Origin of the sequence: Chryseobacterium sp. PTM-20240506 (genome assembly GCF_048296755.1) — a bacterium.
GTDB classification, from domain to species: domain Bacteria; phylum Bacteroidota; class Bacteroidia; order Flavobacteriales; family Weeksellaceae; genus Chryseobacterium; species Chryseobacterium proteolyticum.
This window is the reverse complement of record NZ_CP182581.1, coordinates 617,385-639,193: the sequence shown is the minus strand read 5'-3', so window position 1 is coordinate 639,193 and position 21,809 is coordinate 617,385. Positions and strand designations below refer to the sequence as shown.

Sequence of the window (21,809 nt, the reverse complement as noted above, 5' to 3'; positions counted from 1 at the left end):
CAGATAATTTCCTACTAAATAATTCATTACATTTGTTTTACAACTAAAACTATGTACTATGAAAAATTTAAAATCATTGGAAAGAAGTGAGCTAAGACGTATTAATGGTGGGTACCTGCAATGTCCTGCCAACCTGGAATGTGGTGATGACTGGTGCTGCATTAACGGAGCATGCCGTCCAAGATCACAAGCAGGGCCTAATGGGTTATGCATGGCCATTATTATCGATTAGAATTGATCAAAAGGCAAAGAAAGTTATTCTTTGCCTTTTGATTTTACCGTACTTCTATACCCGCTTCTATATAAGGTTTTAAATAATCAGAATCGGGATCAGCTTCTGTGATGATAACATTCAGGGAATTCGTGGCGCATATGTAAAAGGATTCCGATTTTCCCAGTTTATCTGAGGTCGATAAGGCAATCGTACATTTTGAAGTTTCTATCATTACTCTTTTAACCAGGCTATCTTCGTAATCATCTCCCGTCACACCCATCTCCAGATCAATACTGCAAACACCAAGTAGACAGATATCTGCCCTGATATTTCTTATACTTTGTATGGTTTCGTATCCTGTTGTAGAGAATGAAATTTTATTCAGCATTCCCCCCATAAACAAAACTTCAATTTCTGTATGGTCTTCCAAAAGGGAAGCCACAGGAAAGCTATTGGTGACAACAGTTAAAGCGATATCCTTTGGCAAATTCGCTACTACAGCCAATGCTGAGGTTCCTGAATCCACAAGCAGCACCATGCCGGGAGTGATATATTCCAAAACTTTCTCTGCAATCATCTTTTTGTGGGCTACATCAATATTCTGCCGGTCCTTAAAATGCAACGGCATTGATGACCGTTGAAGAGCACCACCACGGACAGCTTTAAGCAACCCTTTATCGGATAATTCTTTAATATCCCGGCGTATGGTATCTTCAGATACTTTAAGGGTTTTGCTCAATTGATCAAGCAAAACCTTTTTGTCCTTGGCCAGATATTCCAGAATGCGATCCTGTCTTTCAGCTTTTATCATAACACAAATATAGAAAATATTTATTGCAAGATAATGCAACTTTATGCAATATTTTATATATTTGTTGCAAATAATTGCAAAATGAAAAATAAAAAAGAAACGATCGCTATAGATATGGATGGTGTAATTGCAGATGTAGAGGCACAATTAATCGCCTGGTATCACAGGGATCATGGCATTTTAATCAGCCGGGAAGATATGATTGGTAAACCGGAACCGGACGCTTTTCCCAACAAAGAAATAATATTCGAATATCTGCAAACTCCGGGATTTTTCCGCACCTTGCCAGTGATGCCTGGTGCCATAGAGGTAGTACAGGAACTGATGAAAGATTATGATGTATATATTGTGACAGCAGCAATGGAGTTTCCGCTTTCATTATATGAAAAATACCAATGGCTGCAGGAGCACTTCCCTTTTATTTCATGGAAAAATATCATTATGTGCGGAGATAAGAGTGTAATCGATACGGACTACCTTATTGATGACCATATTAAAAATCTGGATTTCTGTAAGGGAAGACCAATTATGTTTAACGCAGGACACAACAGTAATATAGATCACCATCAAAGAGTAAATACATGGGGTGAAGTACGGACATTATTCAATGATATCAGGAATTTAAGTAAATCTGAAGCTGTTTAAGCCATCAGGAATAATCGTAACGATTTGATTTATCTAATAAACCGAAATAATTTACTCTAACAACTAACCCTTCCAATAATAGGAAGGGTTTCTTTTTACAGGAACATTTATCCTATAATAAAAGAAAACCGGTGAGATATGGCCTCACCGGTAAAAAAAACAAAAATTGATATGGATATGATTAGTTGTGTTATTTTTATTATACTTTCCAAAAAACAAACCTTAATAATTGAGAGTAATTATCTCTCTATTTCTTATTGTTATTTTGCTACAACAAATTTATATTTATTTAGACTGAATAAAAATAATAAACACCATGACATTTATCAGTTTAGCCTTATTTTAAGTATCCATAAGACTATAACGGTTATTTATTACCGGTCAAAGCTTATGTTTACCAAATAATCAAGCCACTTTTGTAAGTGGCTTGATTCATTAATCTAAATTAAAATATTCATCATATTGGGGGAATCATTGAGATATGATTCATAATACCCTGCCTGCTTCATTCTCTTTAATAATCCTTCAAAGTCTGAAAAAGAAGGAACTTCAATACCAACGATCGCTGAAGCAGTTTCCCGGGAATTCCTTTTGGTATATTCAAAAAAAGTAATATCATCCGATGTTCCCAAAACACTCAGAACAAATTCTTTAAGAGCACCCGGTCGCTGAGGAAATTTTACAATAAAATAATGTTTCAATCCTTTATAAAGCATTGCCCTTTCTTTAATCTCCTCCGTCCTTGTAATATCATTGTTACTTCCGCTTACAATACATACAACATTTTTTCCCGCTATCTCTTCTTTACAGAGCTCCAGTGCAGCTATCGTCAATGCACCTGCAGGCTCAAGCACCATTGCATCCTTGTTGTAAAGTTCCAATAAAGTTTCACATACTTTCCCTTCATGAACAGCAATACACTCATGGATATGGTCCCTGCAGATTTCAAAAGTAAGGTCGCCTACCTTTTGAACAGCAGCTCCATCTACAAATTTATCAATTTGCAACAATTCGATATTGGTTCCGGCTTCTACAGATGCCTTCATCGATGCAGCTCCCTTTGGTTCTGCAATAATGATTTTCGTTTGAGGTGATAAAATCGAAAACACAGTGATAATACCGGCTGCTAAACCACCCCCTCCAAGTGGTACAAGTACAAAATCTATAGGATCCTTTGCTTGTTCCAGAATTTCCATGGCCAAGGTAGCCTGCCCTTCAATGATTTCCACATCATCAAACGGATGGATAAATTCAGCTCCCGAATTTTCACTGTATGCTATGGCCGCATTCTTTGAGTCATCGAAAGTATCGCCTATAAGCTTTATTTCAACATACTGTTCCCCAAACATGGCTACCTGCTCCAGTTTTTGCTTAGGAGTCGTGACGGGCATGAAAATCGTTCCGTTGATCTTCATTTTCCTGCATGCAAAAGCAACGCCTTGGGCATGATTTCCTGCACTGGCACAAACAACACCATTTCCGGTTTTATCATTTCTGTGGAGGCTGTAGATTTTATTATAGGCACCCCTGATCTTATAGGAACGGACCGGTTGCATATCTTCCCTTTTCAAAAAAATATTCGCTCCAATCTGTCTGGAAAGTCTAACGCTTTCCTGTAGTGGTGTTGTATTGACAATATTTTCCAGGGTTTTCCGGGCCTTTTTAACAGCATCTAAGGAAGGGAAAGTAATGGTTTTACTTTTCATATTCATATTCTCTATCCGGACGTAACGATCTTACGACTTTCCCGGCTTGCCATAATTCGCTGTTTCTCAATTCTTCAAGCTCTTTATTAAGACCTTCCCTGTAATTTTCTTTACTGTTACTTGAAATTGATTTTTGTGATTCAGTTCCTTCTTTCACACTTTGATACAGCTCTTCAAATACAGGTTTAGTAGCATCATAAAACTTTTTCCACCAATCTAAAGCTCCTCTTTGGGCTGTTGTTGAACAGTTGGCATACATCCAATCCATTCCGTTCTCTGCCACCAAAGGCATTAAAGACTGTGTTAATTCCTCAACGGTTTCATTAAAGGCTTCGGAAGGTGAATGTCCCTGTGCTCTCAATACTTCAAACTGAGCCGCAAAAAGTCCCTGTATTGCACCCATCAATGAGCCCCTTTCTCCTACCAGATCACTATATACTTCTTTCTTAAAGTTGGTTTCGAACAAATATCCGCTGCCTACCGCAATCCCTAATGCAATTACTTTATCCTTCGCATTTCCCGTTGCATCCTGATGGATAGCATAACTGCTGTTCAATCCCTTACCTTCCACAAAAAGTCTTCTTAAAGATGTTCCGGATCCTTTAGGCGCTACCAAAACTACATCTACCTCTTTAGACGGTACAATGTTAGTCTGATGATTATAGGTAATTCCGAAACCATGTGAGAAATATAATGTTTTTCCAGGGGTAAGGTGTTTTTCTAATGTTGGCCAGAATTCGATCTGTGCAGCATCACTTAAAAGATAGCACAGAATAGTTCCTCTTTGTGCTGCCTCTTCTAATTCAAATAATGTTTCACCCGGAATAAATCCATCTTGTACTGCCTTATCCCAACTTTTAGAATTCTTACGTTGTCCGACAATTACATTGATTCCGTTATCCTGAAGGTTTAAAGCCTGACCAGGTCCCTGGATACCATATCCTAAAACCGCTACAGTCTCATTTTTTAATACATCCTGCGCTTTTTCAATTGGAAATTCTTCTCTTGTTACTACATTTTCTTCTACTCCTGCAAATTTAATTAATGCCATAATTTTGTTTTTAATTGTTATTTTTCCGGCCAATTCTGGCCACATTATATATATTGAACTTGTGTTTTTTATTGATAAGCCATTTTTTCAAGGGCCGTCAGCTTTTTATGGAAAGCTTCATTGGATTTAATAACTGCTACTCTTCCGCTTCTGATAAACTCTATAAGACCATGAGGCTCCAGAAGGTCTAGAAAACGGCCTATTTCTTCATGATGTCCCACAATCGTAAAAACAGTATAATCATTTCTTACACTTACGATGGTTGCACCATATTGTCTTAAAATCCTTTCAACATAGAATTTTTCAGAAACGACATTGGTTTCTATTTTAAAAAGTGCCAGTTCCTGCCATACGATTTCTTCATTGGTATTGTAATATACTTTTATCACTTCTACCAGCTTCTGAATCTGGCGGGATATTTTCCTTACAGTTTCATATGTAGTTTCCACTACAATGGTAAACCTGGAAATACCTGTAATTTCTGTAGGTGAAACATTCAGGCTGTCTATATTAATCCCCCTTCTAGAAAAAACCGTTGCTATTCTGGCGAGTAATCCTACCTGGTTTTCTGTGAAAACGCTTATGGTGTATTCCTGTTTATTCATCATATTTATTTTTATTTTAAGCGGATTTCACTTACGCTGCATCCTTGTGGAACCATCGGGAAAACATTATTTTCTTTCCCTACTTTTATTTCCAGAAGATAAGATCCCTCTGTTTCAAGCATTTCTTTTAATGAAGATTCCAGGAAAGCTCTCTCTTTTACATGCTTTGCTTTAATACCATAGGCTTCAGCAACAGCAGAAAAGTCCGGACTGGTAATATCCACGAAAGAATATCGCTTGTCATGAAAGAGTTCCTGCCATTGACGAACCATCCCGAGAAAAGAATTATTCAGAACAATCATCTTTACCCCTATTCCGAATTGTGAAATAGTTCCCAGCTCCTGGATGTTCATCTGAAAACCACCGTCTCCGGCAATACAGATCACGTGCTTGTCAGGATTTGCCATTTTTGCACCTATTGCTGCAGGAAGACCAAATCCCATTGTTCCAAGACCACCGGAAGTGACGTTTCTTTTTGATTTTTTAAATTCAGCATATCTGCAGGAAATCATCTGGTGCTGTCCCACATCCGTACAGATGATGTACTCTCCATGGGTGAGTTGGTTCAGGTATTTTAACACCTCTCCCATGGTAAGTTCTTCTGTTTCCGGATTCAATTCCTTGTGTACAACCTCAAGATTTTCTTCAAGATGCAGTTCTTTAAACTGATCCAGCCACTCTTTATGTGAGTTTTCTGAAAGAGCCTCAGTCAGCAGAGGAAGTGTTTCTTTACAATTACCAAGAACAGGGACATCCGCTTTTACATTTTTATCTATTTCCGCAAGGTCAATATCGAGATGAACTACTTTAGCTTGTCTGGCATATTGATCCAATTTTCCGGTTACACGATCGTCAAATCGCATTCCTACAGCGATAATCACATCACAATCATTGGTTAATTTGTTAGGAGCATAATGTCCATGCATTCCTAGCATTCCTACATAAAGCGGATGTTCTGTAGAAAGTGCTCCTAAACCCAAAGCAGTAGAAGCCGCAGGAATGCCGGTTTTTTCAACCAAATCCTGTAACTCTTTTTCTGCCTTTCCTATAATCACTCCTTGCCCGAAAAGTAGGAATGGTCTTTTAGCAGCATTGATCAATAGAGCAGCCTGATCAATGTATTCATGCCTGATTCGGGGTTTAGGATGATAAGACCGGATGGAATTACAGGCCTCATATCCTGTAAAATCGATTTCCTGAAGTTGTGCATTTTTAGTAATATCCACCAATACAGGACCCGGTCGCCCTGATCTTGCTATATAGAAAGCTTTTGCCAAAGCTGTCGGAATATCTTTAGCATCGGTTACCTGGCAATTCCACTTGGTAACAGGAGCGGTAACATTGATCACATCTACTTCCTGAAAAGCATCAGATCCCAAAAGGGATGCATATACTTGTCCGGTTATGCAAACAACCGGTGTGCTGTCAATCATAGCATCTGCAAGTCCTGTTACCAGATTGGTTGCTCCCGGGCCACTGGTTGCAATAGCTACCCCGGTATGGTTCGAAGACCTGGAGAACCCCTGTGCTGCGTGGATTGCTCCCTGTTCATGTCTAACGAGAATATGCTTTAAATCGTCTTTGTAATCATATAATGCGTCATAAATCGGAATGACAGCTCCACCAGGATATCCGAAGATCGTATTGACGTTTTCAGCTTTCAGGATTTCCAAAATAACTTCTGCCCCTTTCAATTTTTTTATGGTCTGTGTAGACCTTTCTGTTTCTAATGCATTAAATGTTGATTCCATTATATTCAATTTAAAAATCTGTTATACATCCCTGAGAGGCATCTGATACCAGCTTTGCATACTTGTATAACACCCCTGTTTTTACTTTATAATCCGGTTGTTTGAATCCGGCTTTTCTTTCTTTTAATTCTTCATCTGATATAATCAGGTTGATGGTATTCTTTACAGCATCTAGTTCGATCACATCATTGTCTTTAACCAAACCAATTAATCCTCCTTCAAAGGCTTCAGGTGTAATGTGCCCTACCACAAAACCATGAGTTCCCCCGGAAAAGCGCCCGTCCGTAATTAATGCTACATTCTTACCTAGTCCGGAACCCATCAATGCAGAAGTTGGTTTCAACATTTCAGGCATTCCAGGAGCGCCTTTAGGGCCTTCATTCTTAATCACAACTACATCACCTTCCTGGATTATTTTGTCTTCAATGCCTTTGATAAATTCTTTTTCACCATCAAAAACCCTTGCTTTTCCTTTAAAGAAATTCCCCTCCTTGCCTGTAATTTTGGCCACACAGCCTCTTTCCGCCAGGTTGCCGTACATAATACGGATGTGGCCTGTTTCTTTTATCGGATTGCTGATATCTCTGATAATATCCTGTTTCCTATCTATAATTGAAGTAATATTTCTAAGGTTTTCTTCCATTGTCTTTCCGGTTACCGTAAGGCAGTCTCCATGGAGAAGTCCGAGATCCAATAGATATTTCATCACAGCCGGTACTCCTCCTACCTCATGAAGATCTTTCATCAGGTACCTGCCGCTAGGTTTCAGGTCAGCCAGCAAAGGTGTAGTATCGCTAATCTTCTGAAAATCATCCAGCGTTAAATGATGACCAATACTCTTTGCTATTGCAATGAAATGGAGGACTGCGTTCGTACTTCCCCCTAAAACCATAATGATTCTCAAGGCATTTTCAAAAGCCTTTGGCGTCATGATATCGGAAGGCTTGATGTCTTTTTCCAGCAATATCCTCATATAATGTCCGGCAAACTCACATTCTTCCTTTTTCTCTTTGCTTAGAGCCGGATAAGAAGATGAGTATGGTAAGCTCATACCCAGTGCTTCAATCGCCGAAGCCATTGTATTGGCTGTATACATCCCACCACAAGCCCCCGCGCTTGGACAGGAGTTTTTGATGATTCCATCATAATCTTCATCAGAAAGCTTTCCTGCAATTTTATTTCCCAATGCTTCAAAAGCTGATACGATATTGAGATCATTGCCTTTATAGTGTCCTGCTTCTATGCTTCCCCCATATACCATGATCGATGGCCTGTTTAATCTCGCCATTGCCATTAGGGATCCGGGCATATTTTTATCGCATCCCGGAACTGTAATAAGACCGTCATAGTACTGCCCTGCACACACCGTTTCAATGCTGTCTGCAATCACATCCCTGCTGACAAGAGAATATCGCATTCCATCTGTCCCATTGGTCATTCCGTCACTGATTCCTATGGTATGAAACATCAGGCCAACGAGATTCTGTCCGTTTACTCCCTTTTTAACCAGTTCTGCCAGCCCGTTAAGGTGCATATTGCAGGTATTTCCGTCATATCCCATACTCGCTACTCCAACCTGGGCTTTATCGAAATCCTCTTTTTTAAAGCCGATTCCGTAAAACATCGCCTGGGTTGCCGGTTGAGTAGGATCCTGAGTGAGAACCCTGGAATATTTATTTAATGTCTCACACATACAACGCCTGTTTTAAATAGGAATAATCTTCTTCAAAAACCAGATGTCTGTAAGCTTTTTGAATCAAAGCAGACACACTGTTTTCCCACTTCAGTTTAAATGGAATATTATTCAATGATTCTAACGCAACCACTTCCGCTGCAGTACCACAAAAAAATCCGGCATCTGCTCCTTCCATTTCTTCAGGTTTAAAGAATTTTTCTTCGTAGCTAATCCCTAGCTGATCGCATATCTCGAACATTGTCGCTCTGGTTATCCCCGGAAGAATACTCCCTTTTGCCGGTGTATATAATTTTGCATCCTTTTCATAAAAAATATTAGCTCCTGAACTTTCCGCTACATTTCCATTGCCATCTAAAAGCATTGCTTCGTCAAATCCTTTATCTTTGGCTTCCTGCGATGCAAGAATAGAGTTTACATAATGACCACTCGCTTTTGCTTCTATTCTAAATGCCTTCGGATTGGGGCGCTCAAAAGAAGAGGTCATTATCCTTGCATGGTCGGATAAGTATCCGTTATCCCAACTCCACGCTTCAATAATCAAAGAACTTTTGTTTCCTTTTGAAAGGCTCATGTTAGGAGAGCAAATTACTAACGGCCTGATGTATGCATTACTTAAATTATTCATTTCCAAAAGCTTATAGGTCAAGTCAATCATCTCTTCCGTAGAATAATCAAAAGGAATCATCATTAATTCTGCTGATTTTTTCAGGCGGTCATAATGTTCTTTTGCCTTAAAAATTTTGGTCCCGTTCTTTGTTTTGTATGATTTAATTCCTTCAAAGACAGCATATCCGTAGTGAAGTGATTGTCCGTAAAGACCCGTAGAAGCAGTAGTAGCCTCCTGGAACTTTCCGTCATAATAAAGCATCGTTTTCTCGTTGTAATACATATTTATTTTTTAAATTATTTTAAGTTTAGACATAAAAAAAGCTATTCTCATCAGTCGGGTCAACATGGTAATAAACCTTACTTAACCTGTTCCGATTCCAAAAGCAGTACATGAAGTTCTTTTCTAATTTTGATTCAAAACTAAGGCTTGTATATTTTCTATCTTTCATATTTCAATTAAAATTACAATATTCAAATCACGATAAAATAAATATAAAACACTAATAATCAATAATTTAAATTATCTAATTCTACAATAGCAGAATTATAAAAAGACTTCACTTCTGCATTATAAAATCATTAGTCCTACAGTACTTTGATTTGTTAGATAAAAAGCACCGGATGTATCATTGCTATCCGATTGAAAAGAATGATTGCAAACTCCGAATGATTTCAGAACCTTTTTCAGATTATGGAGTTTAAATTTTTTGTTGTAATACATATTTTAATTTTTTTAGATTTTTTAAAATTCGGGTATAAAAAAAAGCCATCCCGGATGAGGATGGCTTTCTAATAATTTTATAGAGTTTCAACAATACCATCGCTCATCACCGGAATCCGATAATGACAATAACGATAGTAATAATATTGTTGAATGTACTGTTCACTTTTATTTTTTGATGTGACAAATGTATAAACTTTTTTTAATTAAAAAAATATTTTATCATTTTTTTAATTAAATCTCAATAAAAAACAAAATGATTAATGGTATCTATAATCCTTGATAGAAAAGCTTAAGATGCAATTACAGACGGGAATAATTATTTCATTAAAGCATCGATTTAAATTCTGTTGGTCTCATATTAGTCAGTTGCTGAAATGTATTGCTAAATGCTGAAATATTGGAATAGCCAATTTCATAAGCAATCTCACTCATACTCAGAGTGGTATCTTTTAGTAATTCCATTGCACGAATGATCCTTACCATCTTTACATACTGGATAAACGAAATCCCCAATTTATTGGTAAATATACGGGTCAGACTTCTTACACTAAATCCAAATTTACCCCCTACTTCTTCTAGTGTGAGTGGGTTTTCTAAATTGTTTCGAACAAATTTTATAATTGCAGTAAGACGTTCATCACTGGTGGTAGGCAACTGGATAGAAAATTTTTTCAGATTCTCCTTAGGAAGTAAATGTTTCATAGTGAGAAGAAATTCATATTCCCATGAATCTGGAAAGAAATCTCCATTCCAATCCTTTCCGAATTTCAAAAGCTCAGAAAGTAGATTACTTACAGGATATATCCCCAGATCATCGTAAAATGGATGATTAAATTTTTCTTCCTCCGGAAAGTAAATATTAATGATATCAAGATCCTTAGAATTGAACATCAAATTATGCGAGTACATTTTAGGCATCCAGATATAGTGACTGCGTGGAATGTAAAGATCTTTTTCTTTTGTTCTCAATTTTGCCATTCCACCAATAACCAAAAGCAACTGCCCTTTCTGATGCCTATGCATGGGTAGTCTTTGTTCCCATTGCTGACGGATCATCAATATGGATGCAGGATGAGCATCTACTTTTTCTCTTACTTCTTTTATCGTTTTCATAGGCAGGAGTCGATTTTAAAATTTTACAACAGAACACTGATAATGACTTATCAAATAGAGATAAACTTAAAAATATTGGCCAGAATAAACAAAAATAAGGCTAATATTATAAAAAGACTCATTTTAATCCACAATAATTTTGCCAGTATAAAAATGTAATCTGACAATGAAAAGATATATCATACTTCTGTACCTGGCTGTTTCGGCTGGTATAAAAGCACAAATAAAGGATAATCCCTCCGTATTGACATTGAATGAAATCTGGAATATATCAGAGTCACAAAACAAACAATTGAAACTTGCAGAACTTGCAAAAGAAGAAAGCGATATCAGTATTTTAGAAGCAAAAGATAAGCAATTACCAGAATTGTCTGTCGTTGGAGATTTTCGTCTTAACTCCAAGTTTCTTCTGTATGAAAATGGTCTGTTTTCGTCACCTCAAAGTGTTCCAATTAAGGGATATGGTTATGGATTGGGCTACAATCTGGATTTCAATCTTTATAGTGGAGGAAAAGACAAAAGAAACATTGAAATTAAAAAAGAAGAGAAAATACGCAAACAATATGAGTTTGAATTACAGAAAGATAATGTAAAATATATGATCGCTGCATCCTATTACGATCTGTACAAATTCCAGGAATTTGAATCATTTATTTCCTCCGAAATTTCTAGCGAAAAGAAGCAGCTATCCACCATTGAAAATCTTAACAAGAATGGTATTGTATTGAAGAGTGATGTATTAAGAATCTCAGTCAAACTATCTCAATTGCAACTCAGTGATTCGGATGTAAAAAAGAAAATTGATCTTACCAAGCAACGACTCAACATTCTGATGGGAAGAAGTAGTACTGAGCCACTGGCTATTTCTTCTGAAGATATTCTGGAAAACAAAAATTTACAAGGATCTAATTATGAAGACTATCTTGCAGCTGCACTCGATAATTCACCTGATCTTAAGATTGTTAACACAAATCAGACATTAAGTGAGCTTAATATTAGGCAGGTAAAATCAAGCCTATTACCAAGGATTTCTTTATACTCCAGATACAACTATACGTATCCTCAAATTTCATTTTATCCATACTCCAATGATCTCTGGGGATTTGGTCAAATAGGTTTAAAGGTAACCTACTCTGTAGACAATCTTTATAAGAGTAAACACACTATTGCTCATGCATATAACCTGAAAAAACAGGAGATTGAAAAGAGCCGGATAAAACAAGACGACCTATCGATTAAAGTAAGAGATGCTTTCCTTGAAAGAGAACAGGCAAGAGAAAGTGTAGAGACAGCAGAACTTACCATCCGTCAAAGTACTGAAAGTGTGAGAGTAATCAGAAACAGCTACCTCAATCAGCAATCTCTTCTGACCGATCTTTTAGATGCTGAGAACATTCTGTTACAAGCTAAATTCAATCTTACATCTGCTGAAGCAAATTTAAGACTAAGCCATATAAAACTATTGATTATCACAGGAACACTTTAAAATAAAATTATGAACAAGAATAAAACAGACCGTATTATAGTAGTAGCAACACAATGGTTAGGAATACTATTATTAATCGTAATCATCACTTGGGCTGTACTTCATTTCTGGAAAGGATATTGGTATGAGCAGACCAATGATGCACAGATAGAAGCTTATCTATCACCTATAAATGCTAAAGTTGGGGGATATATCAGCAAAATTTATTATCAGGATAATCAGGAAGTCCATAAAGGAGATACTCTCGTACGTATTGAAAGGGATGAATATGATCTTAAAAAAGAAACAGCTTTAGCAGAATTAGCGACATCGGAGGCCAAACTCCCTATACTAAGCGCCAGTGAACAAACCCAGATCAAAAATATTGATGTCATAAAAGCCCATATTTCAGGAATCAAAGCTAAACTGGATCAGCAGCAAAAGGAATACGATCGCTATAAAAACCTTCTGGCAGATGAATCGACTACTCAACAAAAATTTGATAATGTACATACTTCCCTATTAACCAATCAATCGGATTACGAAGAAACGCTCGCATCTCTTCGGGTAGCAGAGTCAAAACTCAATGATATACAAGCACAACGTTTCGCAATAAATGCTGAAATAAAAGTAAGACAGGCATCTATAGAAAGGCAGGATCTCGATATACGTTATACGGTAATCACGGCTCCATTTGATGGTAAAATAGGAAAAAAAAACATTCAGGAAGGACAACTGATTCAACCTGGGCAGACTCTGGCATTTCTTGTCAATAAATCGCAGGAGAAATGGGTGGTAGCCAATTTCAAAGAAACACAGATCAAGACATTCAAAATAGGCCAAAAGGTCAATATAGAAGTGGATGCTTTTCCAGGAGAAACATTTTCAGGTGTCATAGAATCCTTATCTCCTACTACAGGTTCCCGCTATTCTCTTCTACCACCAGATAATGCTACAGGCAATTTTGTAAAAGTAATACAACGTATTCCTGTAAGAATCAAACTTACAGAAACCAAGGAGAAACTGTCCGGGCTATCTGCAGGAATGAATGCTAATGTGTATATCAACAAAAATTAAAGCTAATGGAAGCCCACAATATGCCCATATTTAAAAGTTGGATCCCTGAATGGCTGGCCAGAAGCATTATTTTTACCATATTAATGGTCTCCTTATTCAGCTTTGCTCTGTACGGAAGGCCTATCAGTATGGCAGGATATTATGGAGTCCAGCCAACAGATGTTCAATATGCTATGGTACTTACCTATTCTTCTGCAGTCACTTTTTTAGCTTTAGATTTTCGTATTACTAAATATTTTGCACCCAGGAAATATCTGATAATAGGGTTAGCATTAAATTCGGTGAATTCACTCATCTGTTTTTATTCTAAAAACTGGGGATTATTTCTGGTATGTGGAGTCGTTCAGGGAATTGCCTGTGCACTCATTTGCAGTATCATCCTCAATATGGTTTTTTCCCGTTTATCTTCCACGAGAGCAAGAGTTATCGGTTACAGTATTTTCTATGCAGCCATACAGATCGCAGTTCCCGTATATGCTATTTATAGTAGTATTTTACTTGATGTCTTAGACTTTAACTGGCTGTTTTTCGGATTGATTTTAATGCTCATTACTCTGCTTTTTGTGATTTTAATAGGCATGAATTCAAAAGCCAGGTTTTCAAAAAAGATTCCTCTCTACAGAGTAGATTGGATCGGGTATCTCTACTATCTTACATTTTCCTCTGTTATCGGATACATTTTGATATATGGACAGCAGCTCAATTGGTTAGATAGTCCAGTTATTGTTCTGTTGGGTATGTTCTTTATCATCCTATTGTTTCTTTTTATAGTCCGGGAAAACAGGTTAAAACATCCATTGATTAATTTACAGATCTTTAAAGCCAAAAATTTTGTCATCGGTTTATTATTGCTTTTTGTTTTTTATATTTTTAAAGGAACAACCGGCCTTACCTATGGTTATATAGAAGTTGTCCTTGCCACTGATCCTCTCCATATTATTCCTGTTTGGATAGGCGTTATCTTAGGTACAGCAATCAGCATGGCAATCACTGCTCGTTTTATCTTAATGGGGATTTCCTTGATAAGAATTATTATCACAGGATTTGTCATCATGGCCTGCTATTATTTCTACATGTTACAATTTGTATCTTCTACGGGCGAAACAAAAGACTTTATTCTTCCAATGTTCATCTATGGAGTTTCTACAGGGGTCTTGTTTGTTCCTATTGTATCATTTATGGTTTCTTCAGCACCTCCAAAGGTTGCCTTCAATGCTGCTTTTCTTGGTATTTTTGCCAGATTCTTAGGATTTAGCAGCAGTATGGCTGTAAACAATTATACACAATTATATACCAGATCTGAAGCCAATGATAAGCTCAGAGAATCATTGACAGAAACGAATCCCCAATTATCAATTACCCTGCAGAATATTCAACAAGCTTATTTGAATGCAGGCAACGATATGTATACTTCCAAAGGAGCCTCAAATGCTTACTTCAATTATTTTATAAAACAACAGATATTAATACGCTCAACAAAAGATTATTATGATATTATGCTGATCGGATTGCTTGTTGTAATTGTTATTTTGATATGCTTACCTGGAATTCAAAATATTGTTCTCAGATTGCGAAAAGGAAATGTACCTTATTAAACTGGTTCGTAAATTCCGTTTATTATGGACTACATTAACGAAATAAGAAGCAGAATTATATATTCTGCTTCTTATCCGTTTTTATCCTTTTATAAAATTCAAAATTATGACAAAGTCCTCACCTAGTTGTAGATAAGAAGGTTGTAATTAAGCAATTCTTGTCAATTGATCTAGTTTTTTCAACAATGTCGGTATTCTGTACAATCCGTGCATTTTCTCTATTTTATTTTTTAAGAAATCTACATCAACTCCTTTCGAAGTAAGAAATAACGGTGTTTTACTTTCCCCCCTATAGATTGTTCTCCGCTGAGAGTCAGGAGCGGAGAATTCATTTTTTGCAATTCCCACAACAGGATATTTTTCTTCTAATTTTTCATATAAATATCCTCCGAGTCCAATCTTACCTTCATTATTGAGAGTCACATAACCATCTACTAACAGAATATCTCCATTTTTGAGATCAATCTTTGATAATAAACTTAGAATACATGGAAGTTCCCGTTTGTAAAAAGCTCCACTTTCGTAATCAGAAGTTATAGGAGTTTTTTCACTGTAAGCTGCTGTTTCCAGATCATCTTCCCAGTCTTTGAATGCCAGACAGACTGTGTAGGCGTAATTCTCATAATAGTAGGTATCAAAAGCGTAAATCATCTTCAATTAATGGTTGAAAAATTCTCCAAAATGCCATAAAATACCAGAAGGATCATGCACGAAACATTCTTTTCCCCAATTCAGGGTTCTTACGGGCGTTAGTTTTATAGTATTATATTTCTCTGTCAAGTTCAAATCCAAAAGTTCCTGCCAATATTCATCCACATTTTCTACTTCAACAAAGATCATGGTATTATCAATCCACTCTTTCACATATGCATCCTGAAGATAGAATGCAATATCTTGTTTTTTAAATAATGATAATTTTTCTTCTAAAACAATTTCCTCAAATCCCAGATCCGTATAAAAAGATCTGCTTTCCATAAAGTTTTGAGCACCAATAAATGGTCGAATTGATTTCATTTTTTGTTTCATGGCTTTATTTGTTTCCAGGTTTTATAAGTCATTTCAAATTTAATTTCGTGCTTTCCATGAGTTCCTGTTTCATTCCAGCCTATCTTCCGGTAAAACTTTTCAGCTCTTGTATCAAAAGCTGTTCCCAGCCAAACACTTTTTTTAGTTTGCTGAAAATACCAATCCAGCATGATGTGGTGAAGCTTTTGCCCTACTCCAAGACCTTCAAAATCTGGGTGAACAAATAGTGCCCAAATGTTATTTTCTTTCAAATCAACAATTGAAAAACCGACAACCTGATCATTGATTTCACACACCCAACCTTTCCCTCTTTCAAATAAAAATTCTTCGCAATCTTTATCAGTAACAAGATCAGGATTTGACAATCTATTTTCTTTTACAGCATTTCTCACTATCTGTATCTGAAAAATATCTTCTGATTTCGCCTCTCGAATTACCATCACGTAATACTTCAATAAAAATAAATAAACAACTATATAATAAATAATTACATCATTTATATAAAGTAATTGATTATAGTATTTTATTATCTATTATTTTCTATCAACCGTAATTCTCTCCGGTCTGTTGGCAATTTCCCACGCTGTTGTGAATACCAGCTGAGCTCTTTTTTGCAATAAACTGAAATCAATCTTTTCAACATCATCGGTTGGTTTATGATAGTCTTCATGGATTCCGTCAAAGAAAAAAGCAACAGGAATATTATTCTTTGCAAAGTTATAGTGATCCGATCTGTAATACAATCTATCAGGATCATTAGGATCATCATATTTATAATTAAGTGCTAAATTATTGGTCTTTTTATTGGCTGCTTCATTAATTACTTTCAGCTGTGAACTCAGCATTTCCGAGCCTATTACATACACATAGTTTTTTCCTCTGTTTTCAGGATCATCCCTTCCGATCATATCGATATTCAGATCTACTACCGTATTGGCTAATGGGAAGACCGGATTGTCCGTATAATATTCTGATCCGAATAATCCATGCTCTTCTCCCGTTACATGCAGGAATAAAATGGATCTTTTGGGTCCGTTACCGGCTTTCTTAGCACTTTGAAAAGCTTTAGCTATCTCCATCACAGCTACAGTTCCGCTTCCATCGTCATCAGCCCCATTGTATACGATCCCGTTCTTCGTACCTACATGATCATAATGCGCAGAAACCACAACTATTTCGTCAGGCTTCTCAGAACCTTCAATAAATGCAAGGATATTCTCAGAATCAGGAAGATTTCTCCCTCCTCTCTGTTGCATGAAAGATGCGGGTACTTTCTGATAATATGAACCTAAAGCTTTTGGATAAGAAATTCCGAAATCTTTGTAAAATTTAACCATATACTCTCCCGCTTTTTTCTGTCCCGGGCTTCCGGTATCTCTGCCCTCCATTTCATCGGAAGCAATCACATATAAATTTTGCTTCAGGTCATCTAGCTTAATTTCTTTATATGCAGATTGAAAAGCTTTCTCAGACTTAGACATTGCCTTTGAAGCCGATTGTCCGTTTTGATTTTCCGATGTCACTTTAGCAGTTTCGCAAGAAGATAATATCGCGACAGCCAATAGTGGAATAAGTATTTTTCTCATTACAAAAATAATTTTACTAAAAGTAACAAAATTTATTTAATCTATAACCGATTCTAAATTTCCTTATATTTGATATAAACACGCAAAAGGTGGAAAATATTTACGGATTTACACATTATTCTTTTTTTACTGATATGTCTGAGCTGGCCGCAAAGCATAACAGTTATGATTTATCACTAGGGTTACCTGATTTTGATATTGATCACCGCCTCAAATATTACCTTAAAGAATCAGTTGATCTGATTCACCATCAGTACGAACCGCTTGCGGGTAGCCCGTCGCTTATAGAATCCATCATCAGGTTTAATGAAAAACGTAAAAATCCGATCCATCTGAAAAAGGAAGAGATCACCATAGTCCCTTGTACAACCTTTGCCTTATATACGGCTTTAAAAAGCATTATAAATCCCGGAGACGAAGTGATTATTATCCAGCCATCCTATTACACTTATGCTCCTTCTATTGTTCTCAATGGTGGTGTTCCTGTATATTATGATCTTGGAAATGATTTTGATATAGATTGGGATAAACTTCAATGCTGTTTATCGGAAAAGACCAAAGCAATCATTGTGAATTCTCCACAAAACCCCACCGGCAAAATATGGTCAGAACAGGATTGGAATCATCTTTATGATCTGATCAATCATCAGGAAATCTATCTTATATCGGAAGAAATCTACGACACCTATTGCTATGATGAACAGGAACATTACAGTTCCTTTTTACACAAAGAACTTAGAAAAAGGACGTTCTGCATTTTTTCCTTTGGTAAAATGTTCCATACAACAGGATGGAAAGTAAGCTATTTGCTTACGCCGGAACCTCTATCCTCTCAATTCAGATGTCATCAACAGTATATTTCCTATAGTGCCAATGGTCCTGCTCAATATGCTATTGCAAAATACCTTGAGGTTTTTGATCCCCTGGAAAACAAACTCCTGATGCAAAAGAAGAGAGATCTGTTCAATGAATTAATTAAAAATACGCCTTTAGTTGTTGAACAGCGGTCAGAAGGAAGTGTTTTTCAATTGGTTAACTTTAGAAACATCTCTAAAACCATGACTGATGTTGAATTTTCAAAGTGGCTGACCACAGAAAAACAGGTCGCATGCCTTCCTTTGTCAGCCTTTTATAATTCAAGGCAAAACTCTGATTATGTAAGATTTAGCTTTATTAAAAGCGATGATATGATCATCCGGGCGATGGAACATTTAAAAAAGAACCTGTAGCTAGATTGCTCCACATAAAAAAGCACCACAATTTGCGGTGCTTTTTGTAGATATTATTTTGAATTATAAAGAAAGGACCCTTACGTCAATCCTTCTGTTCTTTGCTTTACATTCATCGGTATCATTTTCTTCACAAACAGGGAATTGGGAACCATATCCCTCTGCTTCTACTCTATCTGAAGGTATACCCATTTCTAAAAGTTTCAGTTTAGCTGTTTGAGCCCTTAAGTTGGATAGTTTTTTATTACTGTCAGGATTTCCTGTATCATCTGTATAACCACCTAATTTTATCCTAAGACCCGGAAAAGCATTCAACAGTTCCGCTAAATTAGCCAGCTGAGCATCAGAACCCGCCTTAAGATCACTGGAACCACTTTCAAAATAAAGATTTTCAATTGTGTACCAATGATTAGGATCCAGAACAGATTGATTTTTGTTTTTTATGCTGTTATACATCTCAAACAGACGGCTGTTTTCTCCAAGTGAAATGGTTTTTCCATTGTTCAGCTTGATTTCCTTGATATTTCCGGTTTCATATACAAAATCTCCGTTTTCATTCAAATGTCCTTTGATTTCGGCTGGAGTTACAGTAATTCCAGAAACTCCAGGATCCATATTTTCAACACCTGAATGTGCACCGGCTTTGCTCAATAAATTTTCAATTGTCGCTTTTCTTTCAGCTTCAATCTTATCTTTATGTAAAGTGGCCAATGTAGGCGCAATCACCAAAGAAACAATAGACATTAATTTAATTAAAATATTCATCGATGGTCCGGAAGTATCTTTGAACGGATCCCCCACAGTATCACCGGTTACAGAAGCTTTATGAGGCTCTGAACCTTTATAATAAGTCTGACCGTTGATATCTACACCCTTTTCAAAAGATTTTTTGGCATTATCCCACGCACCTCCGGCATTATTCTGGAACATCCCCATCAGAACACCACATACCGTAGCTCCGGCTAAGAATCCACCCAATACTTCAGGACCAAAAATAAAACCTACTAATAAAGGAGATATAATCGCTATGGCTCCCGGAAGCATCATTTTTCTTATCGACGCATCCGTTGATATGGCAACACATTTTTCATATTCGGGTTCAGCAGTCCCTTCAAGAATTCCCGGGATCTCTCTAAACTGTCTCCTTACTTCTTCCACCATGGCCATTGCCGCCTGCCCCACCGCTGTGATTGCCAGTGACGAGAAAATAAAAGGGATCATTCCCCCTACAAATAAGCCGGCTAAAACATCAGCCCTGTATATATCGATTCCGTCAATTCCTGCAATTCCTACGAATGCCGCAAATAAAGCCAGGGCTGTTAATGCTGCAGAAGCGATAGCAAATCCTTTTCCTGTAGCTGCGGTGGTATTTCCTACAGCATCAAGAATATCTGTTTTCTCACGAACTTCTTTCGGGAGCTCGCTCATCTCAGCAATTCCTCCGGCATTATCAGCAATGGGTCCAAAGGCATCAATCGCTAACTGCATAGCTGTTGTCGCCATCATTCCGGCCGCTGCAATAGCCACTCCATAAAGACCGGCGCATAGATAAGATCCGTAAATACCTCCTGCCAAAACAATAATAGGAAGCAAAGTAGACTCCATTCCTACAGCAAGACCTCCGATAATATTCGTTGCGTGACCGGTCGAAGATTGTCTCACAATACTAGAAACCGGCCTTTTACCAATCGCTGTATAGAATTCAGTGATGATACTCATTAAAGTTCCTACCACCAATCCTACCATAATAGCCCCGAAAACACCCATTTTGGTAAATTCATGACCTCTTAATACCATTGTTTCAGGTAAAATATAAGTAACCAGGAAATAAGAAGCTACCGCAGTAATTACGATACTTCCCCAGTTTCCCAGATTCAATGCATTCTGCACACTGGAAGTTGAAGCTCCTTCATTGTCATTAATTCTGACAAATAAGGTCCCTATGATGGAAAAAATGATCCCGGTTCCTGCAATAAGCATCGGAAGCAGAATGGGAGCAAATCCCCCGAAAGAATCCACCGAAATTGTCTCTCTTCCCAGTACCATTGTTGCCAGAACAGTGGCTACGTAAGAACCAAATAAATCGGCTCCCATTCCTGCCACATCCCCTACATTATCTCCCACATTATCTGCAATGGTAGCCGGATTCCGGGGATCATCCTCAGGAATTCCTGCCTCCACTTTCCCTACAAGATCCGCCCCTACGTCGGCCGCTTTAGTATAAATACCGCCGCCCACTCTGGCAAACAATGCAATAGACTCTGCGCCTAAAGAAAACCCGGTAAGGATCTCAATCGTTTTTTCCATCTCATGAGAATCAACCGGAGCATCAGCAGCAAAGATCTGCTTAATGATCAGGAAAAGAGCTCCTAAGCCCAGAACGGCTAATCCTGCAACCCCCATTCCCATTACTGAACCTCCTGTAAATGAAACTTTTAAAGCTTTAGACAATGAAGTCTTCGCAGCTTCTGCAGTTCTCACATTGGCTTTGGTTGCTATTTTCATCCCAATAAAACCTGCAGAAGCAGAAAAAATAGCTCCTACCACAAAGGCAATCCCGATACTCCAGTGGGAATTAGAATTACTCATTCCCATTACGGCTAATAAGATCGCCACAACTACTACGAAATAAGTTAAAATCTTGTACTCGGCCTTTAGAAAAGCCATCGCACCGTCAGCGATATGCCCGCTGATAATTTTCATTTTTTCATTTCCGGCATTCTGTTTTTGCACCCAATTACTTTGTATAAAAGTGTATAGTAAAGCAATAACACCAAAAACCGGAATTAAATAGAACAAATCCATAGTTTATTATTTTTATATTAATAAATAGTAATTAGTTTTATAAATATAACAAAAATTCTTATGGTTTATTAAGACTAGGCCGATAATATATTTATTCGTAA

The 21,809-nt window shown here is 37.2% G+C and carries 19 protein-coding genes; 6 read left to right on the top strand and 13 right to left on the bottom strand.

Annotated elements, in window-relative coordinates; all coding sequences use genetic code 11:
- Positions 1–58: 58 nt before the first annotated feature.
- Complete coding sequence (locus ACNFU2_RS02595; RefSeq protein WP_172283168.1) at positions 59–232, top strand: hypothetical protein; 174 nt, start codon at positions 59–61, stop codon at positions 230–232.
- Between the two features lie 43 nt (positions 233–275).
- Here ACNFU2_RS02595 and ACNFU2_RS02590 read toward each other — a convergent pair whose 3' ends face one another.
- Positions 276–1,025, bottom strand: coding sequence for a DeoR/GlpR family DNA-binding transcription regulator (locus tag ACNFU2_RS02590; RefSeq protein ID WP_172283170.1), 750 nt, complete (start codon positions 1,023–1,025; stop codon positions 276–278).
- Between the two features lie 81 nt (positions 1,026–1,106).
- Between ACNFU2_RS02590 and ACNFU2_RS02585 the strand changes: the two genes are divergently transcribed.
- Positions 1,107–1,670, top strand: a complete 564-nt coding sequence (locus ACNFU2_RS02585; RefSeq protein ID WP_273647862.1) for a 5' nucleotidase, NT5C type — start codon at positions 1,107–1,109, stop codon at positions 1,668–1,670.
- Between the two features lie 440 nt (positions 1,671–2,110).
- On the opposite strand, the gene ilvA is transcribed toward ACNFU2_RS02585, so the two are convergent.
- The 7 genes from ilvA to ACNFU2_RS02550 all read right to left on the bottom strand — a co-directional run bounded on the left by ilvA (position 2,111) and on the right by ACNFU2_RS02550 (position 10,925).
- Positions 2,111–3,376: a threonine ammonia-lyase IlvA gene (ilvA, locus tag ACNFU2_RS02580; protein ID WP_418123568.1), complete on the bottom strand. Its 1,266-nt coding sequence runs from the start codon at positions 3,374–3,376 to the stop codon at positions 2,111–2,113.
- Positions 3,366–4,427 carry a ketol-acid reductoisomerase gene (gene ilvC, locus ACNFU2_RS02575; protein WP_273647860.1) on the bottom strand — a complete coding sequence of 354 codons (1,062 nt, stop codon included), beginning with the start codon at positions 4,425–4,427 and terminating at the stop codon, positions 3,366–3,368. Before ilvC ends, ilvA begins: the two co-directional genes overlap by 11 nt.
- 68 nt (positions 4,428–4,495) lie before the next feature.
- The gene (gene ilvN, locus ACNFU2_RS02570; protein WP_228457034.1) at positions 4,496–5,035 is read right to left on the bottom strand and encodes an acetolactate synthase small subunit; all 540 of its coding nucleotides are present in this window, start codon (positions 5,033–5,035) and stop codon (positions 4,496–4,498) included.
- 8 nt (positions 5,036–5,043) lie between these two features.
- Complete coding sequence (ilvB, locus tag ACNFU2_RS02565; RefSeq protein ID WP_418123565.1) at positions 5,044–6,783, bottom strand: biosynthetic-type acetolactate synthase large subunit; 1,740 nt, start codon at positions 6,781–6,783, stop codon at positions 5,044–5,046.
- Positions 6,784–6,793: 10 nt separating this feature from the next.
- Positions 6,794–8,476: a dihydroxy-acid dehydratase gene (gene ilvD, locus ACNFU2_RS02560; protein ID WP_418123563.1), complete on the bottom strand. Its 1,683-nt coding sequence runs from the start codon at positions 8,474–8,476 to the stop codon at positions 6,794–6,796.
- Positions 8,469–9,368, bottom strand: a complete 900-nt coding sequence (locus ACNFU2_RS02555; RefSeq protein WP_172283179.1) for an aminotransferase class IV — start codon at positions 9,366–9,368, stop codon at positions 8,469–8,471. Before ACNFU2_RS02555 ends, ilvD begins: the two co-directional genes overlap by 8 nt.
- Before the next feature lie 768 nt (positions 9,369–10,136).
- A complete protein-coding gene (locus tag ACNFU2_RS02550; protein WP_273647857.1) occupies positions 10,137–10,925 on the bottom strand; it encodes a helix-turn-helix transcriptional regulator in 789 nt (262 codons plus the stop codon).
- A 166-nt stretch (positions 10,926–11,091) separates the two neighbouring features.
- Here ACNFU2_RS02550 and ACNFU2_RS02545 point away from each other — a divergent pair, with 166 nt between their 5' ends.
- The 3 genes from ACNFU2_RS02545 to ACNFU2_RS02535 are packed head-to-tail and all read left to right on the top strand — an operon-like array spanning position 11,092 to position 15,062.
- Entirely contained in the window at positions 11,092–12,411 is a 1,320-nt protein-coding gene (locus ACNFU2_RS02545; RefSeq protein ID WP_273647856.1) for a TolC family protein, read from the top strand.
- Positions 12,412–12,420: 9 nt separating this feature from the next.
- Complete coding sequence (locus ACNFU2_RS02540) at positions 12,421–13,467, top strand: HlyD family secretion protein (protein ID WP_172283185.1); 1,047 nt, start codon at positions 12,421–12,423, stop codon at positions 13,465–13,467.
- Between the two features lie 5 nt (positions 13,468–13,472).
- Positions 13,473–15,062, top strand: a complete 1,590-nt coding sequence (locus tag ACNFU2_RS02535; protein WP_273647855.1) for an MFS transporter — start codon at positions 13,473–13,475, stop codon at positions 15,060–15,062.
- A 147-nt stretch (positions 15,063–15,209) separates the two neighbouring features.
- On the opposite strand, the gene ACNFU2_RS02530 is transcribed toward ACNFU2_RS02535, so the two are convergent.
- The 4 genes from ACNFU2_RS02530 to ACNFU2_RS02515 form a co-directional block, all read right to left on the bottom strand.
- Positions 15,210–15,713, bottom strand: a complete 504-nt coding sequence (locus ACNFU2_RS02530) for an endonuclease V (RefSeq protein ID WP_273647854.1) — start codon at positions 15,711–15,713, stop codon at positions 15,210–15,212.
- A gap of 6 nt (positions 15,714–15,719) precedes the next feature.
- Positions 15,720–16,088 carry a glyoxalase gene (locus tag ACNFU2_RS02525; protein ID WP_172283190.1) on the bottom strand — a complete coding sequence of 123 codons (369 nt, stop codon included), beginning with the start codon at positions 16,086–16,088 and terminating at the stop codon, positions 15,720–15,722.
- Positions 16,085–16,528 carry a GNAT family N-acetyltransferase gene (locus tag ACNFU2_RS02520; protein WP_306612061.1) on the bottom strand — a complete coding sequence of 148 codons (444 nt, stop codon included), beginning with the start codon at positions 16,526–16,528 and terminating at the stop codon, positions 16,085–16,087. The genes ACNFU2_RS02525 and ACNFU2_RS02520 overlap by 4 nt, the downstream gene beginning before the upstream one ends.
- Positions 16,529–16,621: 93 nt before the next feature.
- Positions 16,622–17,674 carry a M28 family metallopeptidase gene (locus tag ACNFU2_RS02515; protein ID WP_418123558.1) on the bottom strand — a complete coding sequence of 351 codons (1,053 nt, stop codon included), beginning with the start codon at positions 17,672–17,674 and terminating at the stop codon, positions 16,622–16,624.
- An 89-nt stretch (positions 17,675–17,763) separates the two neighbouring features.
- On the opposite strand from ACNFU2_RS02515, the gene ACNFU2_RS02510 reads away from it, so the two are divergent.
- The gene (locus ACNFU2_RS02510) at positions 17,764–18,903 is read left to right on the top strand and encodes an aminotransferase class I/II-fold pyridoxal phosphate-dependent enzyme (RefSeq protein WP_273647851.1); all 1,140 of its coding nucleotides are present in this window, start codon (positions 17,764–17,766) and stop codon (positions 18,901–18,903) included.
- Positions 18,904–18,966: 63 nt separating this feature from the next.
- Here ACNFU2_RS02510 and ACNFU2_RS02505 read toward each other — a convergent pair whose 3' ends face one another.
- Entirely contained in the window at positions 18,967–21,708 is a 2,742-nt protein-coding gene (locus ACNFU2_RS02505; RefSeq protein WP_172283198.1) for a sodium-translocating pyrophosphatase, read from the bottom strand.
- Positions 21,709–21,809: the final 101 nt, after the last annotated feature.